The organism is Micromonospora sp. DT43, assembly GCF_049841645.1.
Lineage (GTDB): Bacteria > Actinomycetota > Actinomycetes > Mycobacteriales > Micromonosporaceae > Micromonospora.
This window is the reverse complement of the sequence record NZ_JBNCKR010000004.1, coordinates 84,655-98,662: the sequence shown is the minus strand read 5'-3', so window position 1 is coordinate 98,662 and position 14,008 is coordinate 84,655. Positions and strand designations below refer to the sequence as shown.

Here is a 14,008-nt window from a genome sequence, read left to right as displayed (position 1 = left end):
ACTGGCGGGCTCATGCCCGACACCGTGGTCCAGATCGTCCGGCGGGTGCTCCTGCCGGTGTCCCTCCTGTTCGGCGTCATGGTGCTGCTCGGAGTGCTTGTCACCCGGGTGCTCGCCCGAACCTGGCCGTTCACCGTCGAGGACGCGGTGAACCGGGAGTTCGCCGGTGACCGCACCGGCGGCTGGAACAACGTCTCGCTGGTGTTCAGCACGCTGGCCAGCACCCAGATGATCGTCGTGGTCACCGTGCTGGTGGCGCTGGCGTTGCGGCTCTGGCTGAAGCGCTGGCGGGAGCCCCTGTTCCTGTGCGCGGCGGTGACCGCCCAGGCGCTGGTCTTCCTGCTGACCACGATGGTGATCGACAGGCAGCGGCCGGCGGTGGAGCACATGGACACGTCACCGCCCACGTCGAGTTTCCCGTCCGGGCATACCTCGGCGGCGGTGGCGCTCTACGTCGGTATCGCCGTGCTGATGGCTCTGCGGGCGCGCAGCACCGGAGCGAAGGTGACCTGGTGGACGCTGCTGCTGATGGTGCCGTTGGGTGTGGCGCTGACCCGCATGTACCGGGGGATGCACCACCCGAGCGACGTGGCGGCGTCCTTCCTCAACGGTGGCACCTGCGTCGCGATCATGGCGCGGGCGGTCCTGGACCGGGGGCTGCGCTGGGGCCGGGCGAAGCTGCCAATCGTCGCGCCGGCCCGGACCTGATCCGGCGCGACGTTCAGGTGCACTCGCCGGTGGCGACGGCCCGGTTGCGTTCGGCGCCGGCCAGCGCCACCGGGCGGGCCTCGGCGGCCGTCACCGCGAACCCGGTGTTGGGATCGTCCGCCGCCGCCGCGAAGATCACGCCGAGCACCAGGCCGTTGGCGGAGAGCAAAGGCCCGCCCGAGTTGCCGCTGCGCACCAGGGCACGAATGGTGTAGATCTCCCGGGTCACCTTCGACGAGGAATAGATGTCCGGGCCGTTGATCCGATCCACGTCGCGGACCCGCGCCGACTGCGCGTTGTACGGGCCGTCCAGTGGGAAGCCGAGCACGATGGCGTCCGAGCCGCTGCCCGCGTTGCCGGCGGCGAACCGCAGCGACGGGCCGGGCAGCCCAGGGACGAGCAGCACCGCCAGGTCGCGGTTGGGGTCGTAGACCACCACCTCACCGTCGTACCGCTCGCCGTCCAGCTCCACCGACACCGAGCGGGTGCCCGCGACCACGTGCGCGTTGGTCATGACCCGGTCGTCGGCGTACACGAAGCCGGAGCCCTCGATACGGCGCGAGCAGCTGGGTGCGGACCCGAGCACCTTGACCACCGACCGCTTACCGTTGACGACCACCTGCGAGCCGGCCAAAGCCGGGTCGGGCGGCTCGACCTGCCGGGCCCGGGTGGGCGCGAGACCACCGAAGACGTCCGGGAAGCCGTCGGTGTCGACGGTGTCCTCCAGAGCGGTGGAGAGCCGTTGCGCCTCCTCGGGCAGCACCCCGTTCACCACGGTGATCAGCGCACTGTTGCGTACGGCGGCGGCGAGCCAGGGCACCGACGACGATCCGAGCGGTACGGCGACCAGCCAGGCCAGCAGGAGCACCGCGAACAGCGAGACGAACGCCCCGCCGATGTCGTCGATCCGCCTACCGACGTCGCTGGTGATCGTCTTGCGGAGGTGCGAGCCGAGCCAACCGGCCAGCGCCTGCCCGATCACGGCCAACCCGAAGATCGCCACGAGTGAGATCAGCACCCGGGTGCCGGCGTCCACGAACTGCCTGGCGAACAGCGGCCCGAGTTGCAGGCCGAGCAGCAGTCCCAGGAAGAAGCCGGTCAGCGACGTGATGCCGATGACGAAACCCTGGCGGTATCCGCTGATCGCGAACACGAGCATGAGCAGCAGCAGGACGAGATCCACGACGGACACGGGGTCCAGCGTACGGGCAGCGCGCCCACCGGATGACCATCGCTTGCGGAAGGTGACCGCGTGGTCAGCGTACGACGGTCTCGTCGACCTCTTCGGTGCCTGCCGACGGCGCGGGAGTGGCCCCCGTGGGCGGCAGCTCGACCAGCCGGCCGGGCGACCACGGGCGTGCCCAGCCACCCATCTCCAGCAGGGTCGCCAGCACCCCGGCGGTGAAGCCCCAGACGAGCATGCCGCGCGCCGAGAACGCCGGCCCCACCCACCCACTGGGGTGGCGGACCCGCAGCCGGTTGGCCGGGTCGACCAGCTCGCGGACCGGTAGTCGCGCCACGTGCGCCACCTCGGCGGGCTCGCGGGGGTGCACCGGGTGCGGATCGTGCCACCAGGCCAGCACCGGGGTGACCACGAAGTCGCTCACCGGAATCCACAACTTCGGCAGCTCGGCCAGCACTGTCACGCTTGCCGGGTCGAGGCCGACTTCCTCGTTCGCCTCGCGGAGCGCGGTCGCGCGGACGTCGGCGTCCTCCGGGTCGGCGGCGCCACCGGGGAAGGCGGGCTGGCCGGCGTGGTTGCGCAGGGTGGCGGCCCGTTGCAGGACCAGCACGTCCGGGCCCACGTCGGGCTGCTCACCGAGCAGCACCAGCACGGCGCTCTCCCGGCCACCCTCGGCGGGAGTGGTGAGGCGGGTGAAGTCCTCGGCGCGTGCGGTGCCCAGCCGGGTCAGCAGCGGCCCGATCCACTCGGGCGGCCGGCGGGTCACGCCGACACCGCCAGGCCGAGGTGCTGGCGGACCAGCTTGGCGAGCTGGGCGTCGTCGAGCGCCCCGGTGGCGTCGATGTGCCGGACCTGACCGTCGGCGGCGACGAAGAGGGTCAGCGGGAAGGCGTTGCGCTTCAGTTCCCGTTGCAGCGCGTCGCCCTGGTCGACGAGGATCGGGAACCGTACGCCGAAGTCCTCGCCGATGGACTGGGCGCCACCCCGGCTGTCCCGGGTGTTGACCCCGACCACCTGGAGTCGCCCGGCGGCGCGTTCGCTGAGCCGCTGGAAGGCGGGCAGTTCCTTGCGGCACGGCCCGCACCAGGAGGCCCACACGTTGATCACCGCTGGCCCGGCCACGTCCCGCAGCGCGACGGGGGCGCCGCCGGTGAAGCAGGACAGCGTCAGCTCCGGCAGCGCCTGACCGCCGGCGGGGCCGGGTGTGACGGGGGTGGTAGGCGTGGGGGTCGCCGCGCCGGAGCCGGGCGACGTGGCAGTGGGCGCTGTGCTGAGTGTGGAGCAGTCCCGGAAGGGCGATGGTCGTTCGGCGGCGGCCGGACGGGGGGCCGGGTCGTCGTCGGCCGTGCCGCTGGTGCAGCCGGTGAGGGCCAGCAGCAGCGGCAGGATCACGAGGGCCAGACGCCGGTTCATGGCACCTCCGCGGCGATCGCCTGGGCGGGCACCAGGTCCGGGTCGACGCCTGCGGCCACCGCCAGGTCACGTGCCCGAGGGCCCTTGAGCAGCTTGGCGGCGACGGCCGGCTCGGTCGGGCCGGTGCCGTACGAGGGGCAGAGCTTCGCGAGCGTGCACGCCCCGCAGGCGGGCTTGCGGGCGTGGCAGACCCGTCGGCCGTGGAAGATGATCCGGTGCGACAGCATGGTCCAGTCGCGCTTCGGGTACAGCGCGCCGACCGCGTGCTCGATCTTGACCGCGTCGGTCTCGGTGGTCAGCTGCCAGCGGTGGACCAGCCGTTGGAAGTGCGTGTCGACTGTGATGCCGGGGACGTCGAAGGCGTTGCCGAGGATCACGTTTGCGGTCTTGCGGCCGATCCCGGGGAGCGTCACCAGGTCGACGAGCCGGCCGGGAACCCTGCCGTCGTACCGGTCGAGGAGGGCCTGTCCGAGCTTGAGCAGCGAGTCGGTCTTGTTGCGGTAGAAGCCTGTGGGCCGGATCAGCTCCTCCATCTCGCCCCGGTCGGCCCCGGCGTACGCGGCGGCGGTCGGATAGCGGGCGAAGAGCTTCGGGGTGACCTCGTTGACCTTCTTGTCGGTGCACTGCGCCGAGAGGATGGTGGCGACGGCCAGCTCCAGAGCATTGGAGTGGTCCAGCTCACAGTGCGCGTCGGGGTGCGTCTCGGCCAGCACCCGGCCGATCCTGCGGGCACGGCGTGTGCGCCCGAGGTCGGTCTCGCTGGCACCGGGAGGGCTACTGGTCACGACGGTCAGCCTACGTCGCGGCGCGGACGTTCCTCCGCGGGTCAACCGGCCGTCGGCGCGGTGATCTTTCCCTGCCCGTCGAGCCGGGCGCCACTCTTCGAAAAGTCGGCGCGGCTCAGCTCGGTGACCAGGCCCAGGCCGCGGTCGTCCGGGTCCATCGTCGGCTTGCCGGCGGAGTTCATGTACGTCGAGGTGAACGAGCCGCCGGCCCAGCTCCCGTCGGGCTTGAGCGACACCTTCAGCACACCGCCCCAGCCCAGCCGCCCGGTGTTGCTCAGCGAGTTGCCGCCGCCGGCGAAGTTGCCCAGGCTGTACGCGATCAGGCGCCCCTGGTAGAACTCCATCCCCCGCAGCACGTGCGGGCCGTGCCCGACGATCAGGTCGGCCCCGGCGTCGATCATGGCGTGCGAGAACTTCACCGGGTCGCCCCGGTTCTCGCCCAGGAACATCTCGGTGCCGGGCTTCACCCGGGTCTTGTCCGCTCCCTCGCCACCCATGTGCACCTGCACCACGACCAGGTCGGCCATCGTGGCGGCCTTGGCGACCACGGTCTTCGCCTCGGCGATGTCGACCAGGCTGTTGGACCAGACGTACGACGAGAAGCCCACCACGGCGACCTTGACGCCCTTGACGTCGACCACGGTGATCTCGTCCGGGGCGCCGGTGTGCTCCAGGTCGTACTTCTCCAGCGCCTTCTGGGTGTTCGTGTAGCCCTTCGGCCCGTAGTCGTAGCCGTGGTTGTTGGCCTGGTTGAGCACCTTGAAGCCGGCGTCGCGCAGGTGCGCGGCGTACTCCGGCGGGGCCCGGAACTGGAAGCATCGGGTGGAGTTGGCCCCGCACTTGCCGGCGCCGGTGTCCACCGTCAGGGGCTCCTCCAGGTTGCCCATGACCAGGTCGGCCTTGAGCGCCTGCGTGACCGAGTCGAAGAAGCCCTTGCCGCCGGCGGCGGGCAGCCGGCTCGGTGCGTTGCCCATGATGATGTCGCCGGTGGCGGAGAGCGAGATGGCGCCGCCCCCGCCGGAGGCCGAGGCGCCCGCGCTGGCCTTCGGGCCGGACGTGGTCACCGGCGCTCCGGTGCCACCACCACCGGCGCCGGGCTGCCACACGGGGTCCTCCCCGCTGTCGGCACAGCCGGCGACGAGCAGGGCGGCCAGCAGCGCCGCGAGGCCGAGGGCGACGCGGCGGAACGGGCGGGACGCGAGGGGGGCGGAAGCGTACATCGTCCGCGACCCTACCGGCCCCTCAACGCGCCGACGAGGGCCGATCGGTCGGAACTTCAGCCGGTCAGCCGGTCTGACCAGGGCACGACCGGCTGGTCGCCGCCCGCGCGCACGGCGGCGTGGACGGCTCGGGCCAGCGGGGCGCCCCAGGTGGAGCGCGGCCCGCCGTACGCGGCCTCCGGCCCGTCCACCGGGCAGAGCACGGTGACCGCGTCGGTGGGGGTGCCGGTGCCCGGCAACCCCAGCTCGGCGATCGCCTGGGTCTTCGCCTCGGTGGCGGTGGCGACGGCGTTGACAAGCGCCGAGTCGGAGAGTCGGGCCGGCACGTACACCACGATGTTGACCGTGCCCACCCGCTGGGTGAGCGCCGCCGTCTCCGGTGCGGCGGCGGGCACCGGCGTGCCGAGCCCGACCGTCGCCCAGGCCCGCACCCCGGTGTCGGTCCGGGCGACCACCTCGGTCACGTCGACGCCGGTCAGCAGGCCCACCCCGGGCCCGTCGAGGGCCAGGCCCGCGGCGAGCGCGGTCAGGTGGACGGCGGGGTCGTCCCGGTCGTACGACATCGACACGGTCGCGTTCAGCACCCAGTGCCGGACGCCGACGCCACCGCCAAGCGGGCCGCTGCTGACCGCCCGTAGGGGCCCGTCGGCCCGCCAGACGAGCAGCGGAATGTGCCGCCCGTCCTCGGCGCGGCTGGTCAGAGTCGGGTCCCTCAGCACGTCGGGCAGGTTACGCCCACCGATCAAGATTCCAGGGGCGACCTCTGATTCGTGCTCACGTGCGCCTAGACTTGGCGGCGCGCGAGGGGATCAGCGGACGGCGGCCCCGGCCGACGGACGGCACGCGCAACCGGAGGTGCGCGATGGATGAGGTACTGGCCCGCAGCGGGATCTTCCAGGGTGTCGACCCGGAAGCTGCCGAGGCGCTCGCCAAGGAGATGGAGACGATCGAGGTCCGAAAGGGCGAGATCGTCTTCAATGAGGGCGAGCCCGGTGACAGCCTCTATATCCTGCTGTCCGGGAAGATCAAGGTCGGCCGTCGGGCGGCGGACGGCCGGCAGAACCTGATCGCGGTGATGGGGCCGTCGGACATGGTCGGTGAGCTGTCGCTCTTCGACCCGGGTCCGCGTACGGCGACCGCCACCGCGGTGACCGACACCCGGCTGGTGCGGCTGCGCAAGCAGGCGCTGCGGCCGTGGCTCAACAACCGCCCGGAGATCGCCGAACAGCTGCTCCGGGTGCTCGCCCGCCGGCTGCGCCGGACCAACGATTCGCTCGCCGATCTGATCTTCACGGACGTGCCGGGCCGGGTCGCGAAGAACCTGCTCCAGATGGCCGGCCGGTTCGGCACGCGCGACGGCGGCGTGCTGCGCGTGACCCACGACCTCACGCAGGAGGAGATCGCCCAGCTCGTCGGCGCCTCCCGGGAGACGGTCAACAAGGCGCTTGCCGACTTCGCCTCGCGCGGTTGGCTGCGGCTGGACGGCAAGAGCATCATCATCCTGGACCCGGAGCGCCTCGCCCGCCGCGCCCGCGTCTGAGTGGTACGTCCCGTCCCCGCCTGCCGTCACCGACGGTAGGCGGGGACGTTTCGTCTGCCCGGCGTTCCCGTCTGCCCGGCGTTCCCGTCTGCCCGGCGTTTCGTCTGCCGCGCGCAGAATCGCTGGTGTTCGCGTCCCGCCGCGGTGAGGGTGGGGCAATGCCGAACCGCGTTGCCGTCCTCTCCGACATCCATGGCGTACTGCCCGCGCTGGAGGCCGTCCTGGCGGAACCGGACGTCGCCGCCGCCGATCTGATCGTGCTGACCGGTGACATCGCGACGGGACCGCAGCCGGTCGAGGTGCTGGATCTGCTCGCCGAGCTGGGTGAGCGCGTCTGCTGGGTGGGCGGCAACTGCGAACGGGAGCTGGTTGAGGCGCGGGCCGGCAAGTCGGCGTCGATCGAGGTGTCGAACTGGGCGGCCGGGCAGCTCCGCGACGATCAGGTGGCCCGGCTCGCCGCGCTGCCGGCGACCGTGACGTTGGAGATCGACGGCCTCGGCCCGACGCTGTTCTGCCACGCGACACCCCGCGACGACGAGGAGTTGGTGCTCGTCGACTCCCGGATGGCACGCTGGGCGGAGGTGTTCGCGGGCCTCCCGGCCGAGGTCACGACCGTGGTCTGCGGCCACACCCACATGCCCTTCACCCGGTTGGTCGACCGACGCCTGGTGGTCAACCCGGGCAGCATCGGCATGCCGTACGGGGGTGCGGGCGCGTGGTGGGCGCTGCTCGGGCCGGGCGTACAACTGCGTCGCACCGCCTTCGACGTGGACGCGGCCTGTGCCCGGGTGGCGGCGGAGTCGACCTACCCCGACGCCGCCGCCTGGGCCGACGAGTACCTGCGCTCCCGGCACAGCGACGCCGACGCGCTTGCCGTCTTCGGCCCCCGCGACGGCCGCTGAACCGGACGGCCGCTGAAGGGCGGCCGCTGAAGGGCGGCCGGAATCGCTGCGAGCCACCGCCTCCCCGCTTGACGCCAATCGCTGAAGCGACGGCGCGGAGCATGGTTGCCGGGCCCTTTGGAGCTGATTCGCTTGGCGTTATCGGCGAACACGGTCGGCAAGGACCTCGGAGACGGCCGGGCGAACGGCTGATGTCCTCAACGGCATCAGCTCCAAAGGGACTGGACACACCGCACCCGACCCTTGAGCCGCACTGCTCGCCGGGCTCTCGGGCTCACGCCGCCCCGGACGGGCGACGACATCTCTAAAAAGTCAGTCTTGACTGTTTGTTTCGGAGGCCGCAGGCTGTTGCCGTGTCCGCCGCATCGACCCGCGTTCCCCAGCAGGAGCGCAGTCGCGCCACCCAGGCCCGACTGCTGGAGGCGACAGTCGACTGCCTCATCGAGCATGGCTGGTCCGGCACCACGACCACTGTCGTCGCGGCACGGGCCGGTGTCTCGCGAGGCGCGCAGCTGCACCACTACCCCACGAAGGCCGCGCTGGTGACGGCCGCGGTGGCCCATCTGGCCGAGCGCCGGGCCAACGAGCTGCGCACCGAGGCCGAGGCGTTGCCGGCCGGCCCGCAGCGGCTGGATCGGGTGATCGACCTGCTCGGGGTGGCTTTCACCGGGCCGCTGTTCGTTGCCGCGCTCGAACTGTGGGTGGCCGCCCGCACCGACCGGGAGCTTCGTGACGCCCTGGTGCCGCTGGAGGCGACTGTCGGCCGGGAGATGCACCGACTCACCGTTGCCCTGCTCGGTGTCGACGAGCGTCGTCCCGGCGTACGCGAGGCCGTGCAGGCCACTCTCGACCTGCTGCGCGGGCTCGGGGTGGCCAACCTGCTCAGCGACGACTCGGCCCGCCGTGCGGCCCTGCTCGGCACCTGGAAACGCCAGCTCGCCACCCTGCTCACGCCCTGACCCCCGGCCACATCGGCCCAGCACCGATCGGAGGCACCATGGTCGACCTCAGTGACCTGCTCACGGATCTGGCCGACGAGTCCGCCGGCCTGGACGCATTGGTGACGCCGCTGCCGGCGGCCGACTGGGCCCGCGAGACACCGGCGGCGGGCTGGAGCATCGGGCACCAGATCGCCCACCTCGCCTGGACCGATCACGTGGCGCTGCTGGCCGCCACCGACGCCGAGGCGTTCTACGCGACGGTGACGGCCGCACCGGACCCGACCCGGATGGTCGACGCCGGTGCCGAGGCATTCCTCGCCCCACCCGTCGACCTGCTCGCTCGCTGGCGGGCCGGACGGGCGGCGCTCAACGACGCGCTCGTCGCGGTCCCGCCCGGGGAGAAGCTGCCCTGGTACGGCACGCGGATGTCGGCCACCTCGATGGCGACCGCCCGGATCATGGAGACCTGGGCGCACGGTGAGGACGTGGCCGACGCGCTCGGCGTCGTCCGCCCTGCCACCGATCGCCTCCGGCACGTGGCGCACCTCGGTGTGCGTACTCTCGGGCACGGTTTCGCCGCCCACGGCCGGCCGGCGCCGACGGCGCCGGTCCGGGTCGAACTGACCGGACCTGGCGGGGAGACGTGGAGCTGGGGTCCGGCGGACGCCGCCGATCGCCTGACCGGTCCCCTCCTGGACTTCTGTCTGCTCGTCACCCGCCGCCGGCATCGCGCGGACCTCGCCCTGCTGGCCACCGGCCCCGTCGCCGACGAGTGGCTCGACGTGGCGCAGGCGTTCGCCGGCCCGCCGGGCAGCGGGCGCGAACCTGCCGGTCGGGGCGGAGTTCCGGCGTGATCCGCATCGGCAACGCCTCCGGCTTCTACGGCGATCGGTTCACCGCCTGGCGGGAGATGCTCGACGGCGGCGAGCTGGACGTGCTGACCGGTGACTACCTGGCCGAGCTGACCATGCTGATCCTCGGTCGGGACCGGCTGCGCGACCCCGACCTCGGCTACGCGAAGACGTTCCTGCGCCAACTGGAGACGTGTCTGGGCACCGCCCTCGACCGGGGGGTGCGGATCGTGACAAACGCCGGCGGGTTGAACCCGGCCGGCCTGGCCGCCGCCATCGAGGCGCTCGCCGGCCGTCTGGGCCTGTCGGCGCAGGTGGGGTACGTCGAAGGCGACGCGCTCCAATCACCCGACGCGCTCACCGCGAACGCCTACCTGGGCGCGTTCGGGATCGCCGCCTGCCTCGACGCCGGTGCGGACGTGGTGGTCACCGGCCGGGTCACCGACGCGTCGCTTGTGGTCGGCCCGGCCATCGCCCGGTACGGGTGGGGGCGCGACGACCTCGACGAGCTCGCCGGTGCGAGCGTCGCCGGGCACCTCCTGGAGTGCGGCGCGCAGGTCAGCGGCGGCAACTTCAGCTTCTTCACCGAACTGCCCGACGGCGGGCACCGCCCGGGATTCCCGGTCGCCGAGGTGCACGCCGACGGCTCATCCGTGCTCACCAAGCATCCGGGTACCGGTGGCGCGGTCACCGTGGAGACCGTCACCGCCCAGCTGCTCTACGAGATCGGCGGGCCGGCGTATCTGGGGCCGGACGTGGTGACCCGGCTGGACTCGGTGACGCTGCGTCCCGACGGACCGGACCGGGTCCGGATCTCCGGCGTCCGGGGGACACCGCCGCCGTCGACGCTGAAGGTGGGCGTCAACAATCTCGGAGGCTTCCGGAACTCGATGACGTTCGTCCTCTGCGGGCTGGACATCGAGGCGAAGGCGGCACTGGTGCGCGGGCAGATCGAGGAGGCGGTGGGCAAGGACGGACTGGAGTTCACGCTCGCCCGTACCGACCATCCGGACGCCGCCGACACCGAGGCGGCCAGCGCTCTGCTGCACGTACACCTGCGCGACAGCGACCGGGTGCGGGCCGGGCGGGCGTTCTCGGCCGCCGCGGTGGAGCTGGCACTGGCCTCGTACCCGGGCTGCACGCTGACCACCCTCCCGGGCGACGCGACACCGTACGGCGTCTTCACCGCCGACGCGGTGCCGCAGAATGCGGTGGCGCACGTCGCGGTGCTGCCCGGCGGCGAGCGGGTGCCGATTCCCCCGCCGATCCGGACGGGCACCACCCCGCGGGACGAGCCTGCCCCGGGCGGCGGCCCGCCGGCCGAGGGTCCGACCCGGCGCGGCCCGCTCGGCGAACTGGTCGGCGCGCGCTCGGGCGACAAGGGCGGGGACGCCAACCTCGGTGTCTGGGCGCGGTCGGAGGCCGGGTACGCGTGGCTGCGCGCCTGGTTGACGGTCGAGCGGCTGGCCGAGCTGCTGCCGGAGACGGCGTCGCTGTCGGTGCGGCGCTACGAGCTGCCGAACCTGCGCGCGGTCAACTTCGTGATCGAGGGCCTGCTCGGGGCCGGGGTGGCCGCGTCCACCCGATTCGATCCGCAGGCCAAGGCCCTCGGCGAGCTGCTGCGCGCCCGGATCGTCGACCTACCGGCCGTGATCGCGCCATGAGCATCGTGGACACTCCGGAGCGCCGGCAGCTACGCGAGCTGACGCGGGCCTTCGTGACCCGGGAGGTGCTGCCGCACCTGGACGACTGGGAGCGCGCCGGTGAGGTCCCCCGTGCCCTGCACGCGACCGCCGCGAAGCTCGGCCTGCTCGGCATCGGCTTTCCCGAGTCGGTCGGCGGCAGCGGCGGCGATCTGCTCGACACGATCATCGTGACCGAGGAGGTGATCCGCTCCGGCGGTTCGTCCGGCCTGGTCGCGGCCCTGTTCACGCACGGCATCGCGCTGCCGCACATGGTCGCCGCGGCCGGTGCCCGCACCGGCGGGTCGCTGGGCGGCCGGCTCGGCAGCACCCCGTCGCCCGCCGATGACGGCCTCATCGAGCGGTACGTCCGGCCCACCCTCGCCGGCACGATGATCGGCGCGCTGGCGATCACCGAGCCGGACGGCGGCTCCGACGTGGCAGGCATCCGCACCACAGCCCGCCGCGACGGCGACCACTACGTGGTGAACGGGTCGAAGACGTACATCACCAGCGGACACCGGGCCGACTTCGTGACCACTGCGGTGTGCACCGACTTCCCCGGCAGTGGCGAACTCACCCTGCTGGTCGTCGACAAGGGGTCGCCCGGGTTCACAGTGGGACGGCGGTTGGAGAAGTTGGGTTGGCACTGCTCGGACACCGCCGAGCTGTCCTTCGCGGACGTGCGGGTGCCGGTCGCCAACCGGATCGGCGCGGAGAACACGGGCTTCCTGGCGATCATGCAGCATTTCGCCGCCGAGCGACTGTCGCTGGCGACCCAGGCGTACGCGACCGCGCAGCGCTGCGTCGAGCTGGCGGTGCGCTGGTGCCGGGACCGGGAGACCTTCGGGCGTCCGCTTGCCAGCCGGCAGGTGGTCCGGCACCGGCTGGCCGAGATGCACACCCGCGCCGAGGCGGCCCGGTCGTACGTGCACGCGGTGGCCGCCCGGGTGGCCGCGGGCGAGCCGGTGGTGACCGAGGTGGCGATGGCCAAGAACGTGGCGGTTGCGGCCTGCGACCAGGTCGTCGACCAGGCGCTGCAACTGCATGGCGGCTTCGGCTGTCTGCGTGACGCCGAGGTGGAGCGGCACTACCGCGATGCCCGGATCCTCGGCATCGGCGGCGGCACCACCGAGATCATGAACGAGATCATCGCGAAGGGCATGGGCCTGTGAGCGCTCTGGACACCACTGTCGATCCGTCCGCGCCCGGCTTCGTGGCGAACCGGGCGGCGCTGCTCGAACGGCTGGCCGAGTTGGACGCCGCACTGGACCAGGCGCGCGCGGGCGGCGGCGAGAAGTACGTGGCCCGGCACCACAAGCGCGGCAAGCTGCTCCCCCGGGAGCGGATCGAGCTGCTGGTGGACGCCGACAGCCCGTTCCTGGAGTTGTCGCCGGTAGCGGCGTACGGCACGGACTTCCCGGTGGGGGCCAGCGTGGTCACCGGCATCGGGGTGGTCGAGGGCGTGGAGTGCCTCATCGTCGCCAACGACCCGACGGTACGCGGCGGCGCGGTCAACCCGTGGTCCCTCGCGAAGACCCGGCGGGCCGGCGAGATCGCCCTTGCCAACCGGCTGCCGATGATCAACCTGGTCGAGTCGGCCGGGGCGGACCTGCCGACCCAGGCGGAGATCTTCATTCCGGGCGGTCGGGTGTTCCGTGACCTGACCCGGCTCTCGGCGGCGGGCATCCCCACGGTCAGCGTGGTCTTCGGCAACGCCACGGCCGGTGGCGCGTACGTGCCGGGAATGTCCGACCACGTGATCATGATCCGGGACCGGTCGCAGGTCTACCTGGCCGGGCCGCCGCTGGTGAAGATGGCGACAGGCGAGGTCACCGACGACGAGTCGCTGGGCGGCGCGGCGATGCACGCCGGCACGTCGGGGCTCGCCGACTACCTGGCCGTCGACGAGCGGGACGGCATCCGGCTGGCCCGGCAGTGCGTACGCCGGCTGAACTGGCGCAAGCAGGGTCCGCCGCCGCGTACGGCCGTGCCGCAGCCACCGAAGTACGACCCGGAGGAGCTGCTCGGCATCGTCAGCTCCGATCTGAAGGTGCCGTTCGACCCCCGGGAGGTGCTGGCCCGGATCCTGGACGGCAGCGACTTCGACGAGTTCAAGCCGGCGTACGGGGACGCGCTGGTCACCGGCTGGGGCGAGCTGCACGGGTACCCGGTGGGGGTGCTGGCCAACGCCCGGGGGGTGCTGTTCAGCGCGGAGGCGCAGAAGGCGGCCCAGTTCATCCAGCTCGCGAACGCGTCCGACACCACGTTGGTCTTCCTGCAGAACACCACCGGCTACATGGTCGGCACAGAGTACGAGCAGCGCGGCATCATCAAGCACGGCGCCCTGATGATCAACGCGGTGTCCAACTCGACGGTGCCGCACCTGACGGTCAACCTGGGCGCCTCGTACGGGGCCGGCAACTACGGCATGTGCGGCCGGGCGTACGAGCCGAGGTTCCTGTTCACCTGGCCGAACGCGAAGTCGGCGGTGATGGGCCCGGCGCAGCTGGCCGGGGTGCTGTCGATCGTGGCCCGGCAGGCGGCTGCCGCCCGGGGGCGCTCCTTTGACGAGGACTCCGACGCGGCGATGCGGATGATGGTCGAGCAGCAGATCGAGTCGCAGTCCGGCGCGCTCTTCCTCTCCGGCCGGCTCTACGACGACGGGGTGATCGACCCCCGGGACACGCGTACGGTCCTCGGGCTCTGCCTCTCGGCGATCCACAGCGGACCGGTGCGGGGCGCCGACGGCTTCGGCGTCTTCCGGATGTAGAGAGAGGGCC

General features: G+C 72.4%; 14 protein-coding genes. 8 read left to right on the top strand and 6 right to left on the bottom strand.

Translation table 11 applies throughout. The features are described from left to right. Positions 1–12 precede the first annotated feature (12 nt). Positions 13–708 (top strand): phosphatase PAP2 family protein, encoded by a 696-nt coding sequence (locus ACLQ26_RS11980; RefSeq protein WP_425744483.1) that lies wholly within the window; start codon positions 13–15, stop codon positions 706–708. A gap of 13 nt (positions 709–721) precedes the next feature. Here ACLQ26_RS11980 and ACLQ26_RS11975 read toward each other — a convergent pair whose 3' ends face one another. The 6 genes from ACLQ26_RS11975 to ACLQ26_RS11950 all read right to left on the bottom strand — a co-directional run bounded on the left by ACLQ26_RS11975 (position 722) and on the right by ACLQ26_RS11950 (position 6,028). Continuing rightward, positions 722–1,900, bottom strand: coding sequence for a MarP family serine protease (locus ACLQ26_RS11975; RefSeq protein ID WP_425744482.1), 1,179 nt, complete (start codon positions 1,898–1,900; stop codon positions 722–724). 64 nt (positions 1,901–1,964) lie between these two features. After that, positions 1,965–2,657 (bottom strand): NUDIX hydrolase, encoded by a 693-nt coding sequence (locus tag ACLQ26_RS11970; protein WP_425744481.1) that lies wholly within the window; start codon positions 2,655–2,657, stop codon positions 1,965–1,967. Next, entirely contained in the window at positions 2,654–3,304 is a 651-nt protein-coding gene (locus ACLQ26_RS11965; RefSeq protein WP_425744480.1) for a TlpA family protein disulfide reductase, read from the bottom strand. Before ACLQ26_RS11965 ends, ACLQ26_RS11970 begins: the two co-directional genes overlap by 4 nt. Then, positions 3,301–4,089: an endonuclease III gene (nth, locus tag ACLQ26_RS11960; RefSeq protein WP_425744479.1), complete on the bottom strand. Its 789-nt coding sequence runs from the start codon at positions 4,087–4,089 to the stop codon at positions 3,301–3,303. The genes ACLQ26_RS11965 and nth overlap by 4 nt, the downstream gene beginning before the upstream one ends. A gap of 41 nt (positions 4,090–4,130) precedes the next feature. Continuing rightward, positions 4,131–5,309, bottom strand: a complete 1,179-nt coding sequence (locus tag ACLQ26_RS11955) for a CapA family protein (protein WP_425744478.1) — start codon at positions 5,307–5,309, stop codon at positions 4,131–4,133. A 56-nt stretch (positions 5,310–5,365) separates the two neighbouring features. After that, the gene (locus ACLQ26_RS11950) at positions 5,366–6,028 is read right to left on the bottom strand and encodes an adenosylcobinamide amidohydrolase (RefSeq protein WP_425744477.1); all 663 of its coding nucleotides are present in this window, start codon (positions 6,026–6,028) and stop codon (positions 5,366–5,368) included. 143 nt (positions 6,029–6,171) lie between these two features. On the opposite strand from ACLQ26_RS11950, the gene ACLQ26_RS11945 reads away from it, so the two are divergent. From ACLQ26_RS11945 to ACLQ26_RS11915, 7 genes are all read left to right on the top strand, one after another. After that, a complete protein-coding gene (locus tag ACLQ26_RS11945) occupies positions 6,172–6,849 on the top strand; it encodes a Crp/Fnr family transcriptional regulator (protein ID WP_007466162.1) in 678 nt (225 codons plus the stop codon). Between the two features lie 158 nt (positions 6,850–7,007). Next, positions 7,008–7,751, top strand: a complete 744-nt coding sequence (locus ACLQ26_RS11940) for a metallophosphoesterase family protein (protein ID WP_425744476.1) — start codon at positions 7,008–7,010, stop codon at positions 7,749–7,751. Positions 7,752–8,104: 353 nt separating this feature from the next. Further along, on the top strand, positions 8,105–8,710 hold the full coding sequence (locus ACLQ26_RS11935; protein ID WP_425744475.1) for a TetR/AcrR family transcriptional regulator: 606 nt from the start codon (positions 8,105–8,107) through the stop codon (positions 8,708–8,710). A gap of 38 nt (positions 8,711–8,748) precedes the next feature. After that, positions 8,749–9,546: a TIGR03084 family metal-binding protein gene (locus ACLQ26_RS11930; RefSeq protein ID WP_425744474.1), complete on the top strand. Its 798-nt coding sequence runs from the start codon at positions 8,749–8,751 to the stop codon at positions 9,544–9,546. Then, entirely contained in the window at positions 9,543–11,207 is a 1,665-nt protein-coding gene (locus ACLQ26_RS11925; protein ID WP_425744473.1) for an acyclic terpene utilization AtuA family protein, read from the top strand. Before ACLQ26_RS11930 ends, ACLQ26_RS11925 begins: the two co-directional genes overlap by 4 nt. Continuing rightward, entirely contained in the window at positions 11,204–12,400 is a 1,197-nt protein-coding gene (locus tag ACLQ26_RS11920; RefSeq protein ID WP_425744472.1) for an acyl-CoA dehydrogenase family protein, read from the top strand. Before ACLQ26_RS11925 ends, ACLQ26_RS11920 begins: the two co-directional genes overlap by 4 nt. Beyond that, complete coding sequence (locus ACLQ26_RS11915) at positions 12,397–13,998, top strand: acyl-CoA carboxylase subunit beta (protein WP_425744471.1); 1,602 nt, start codon at positions 12,397–12,399, stop codon at positions 13,996–13,998. The genes ACLQ26_RS11920 and ACLQ26_RS11915 overlap by 4 nt, the downstream gene beginning before the upstream one ends. The last annotated feature ends 10 nt before the right edge of the window (positions 13,999–14,008 follow it).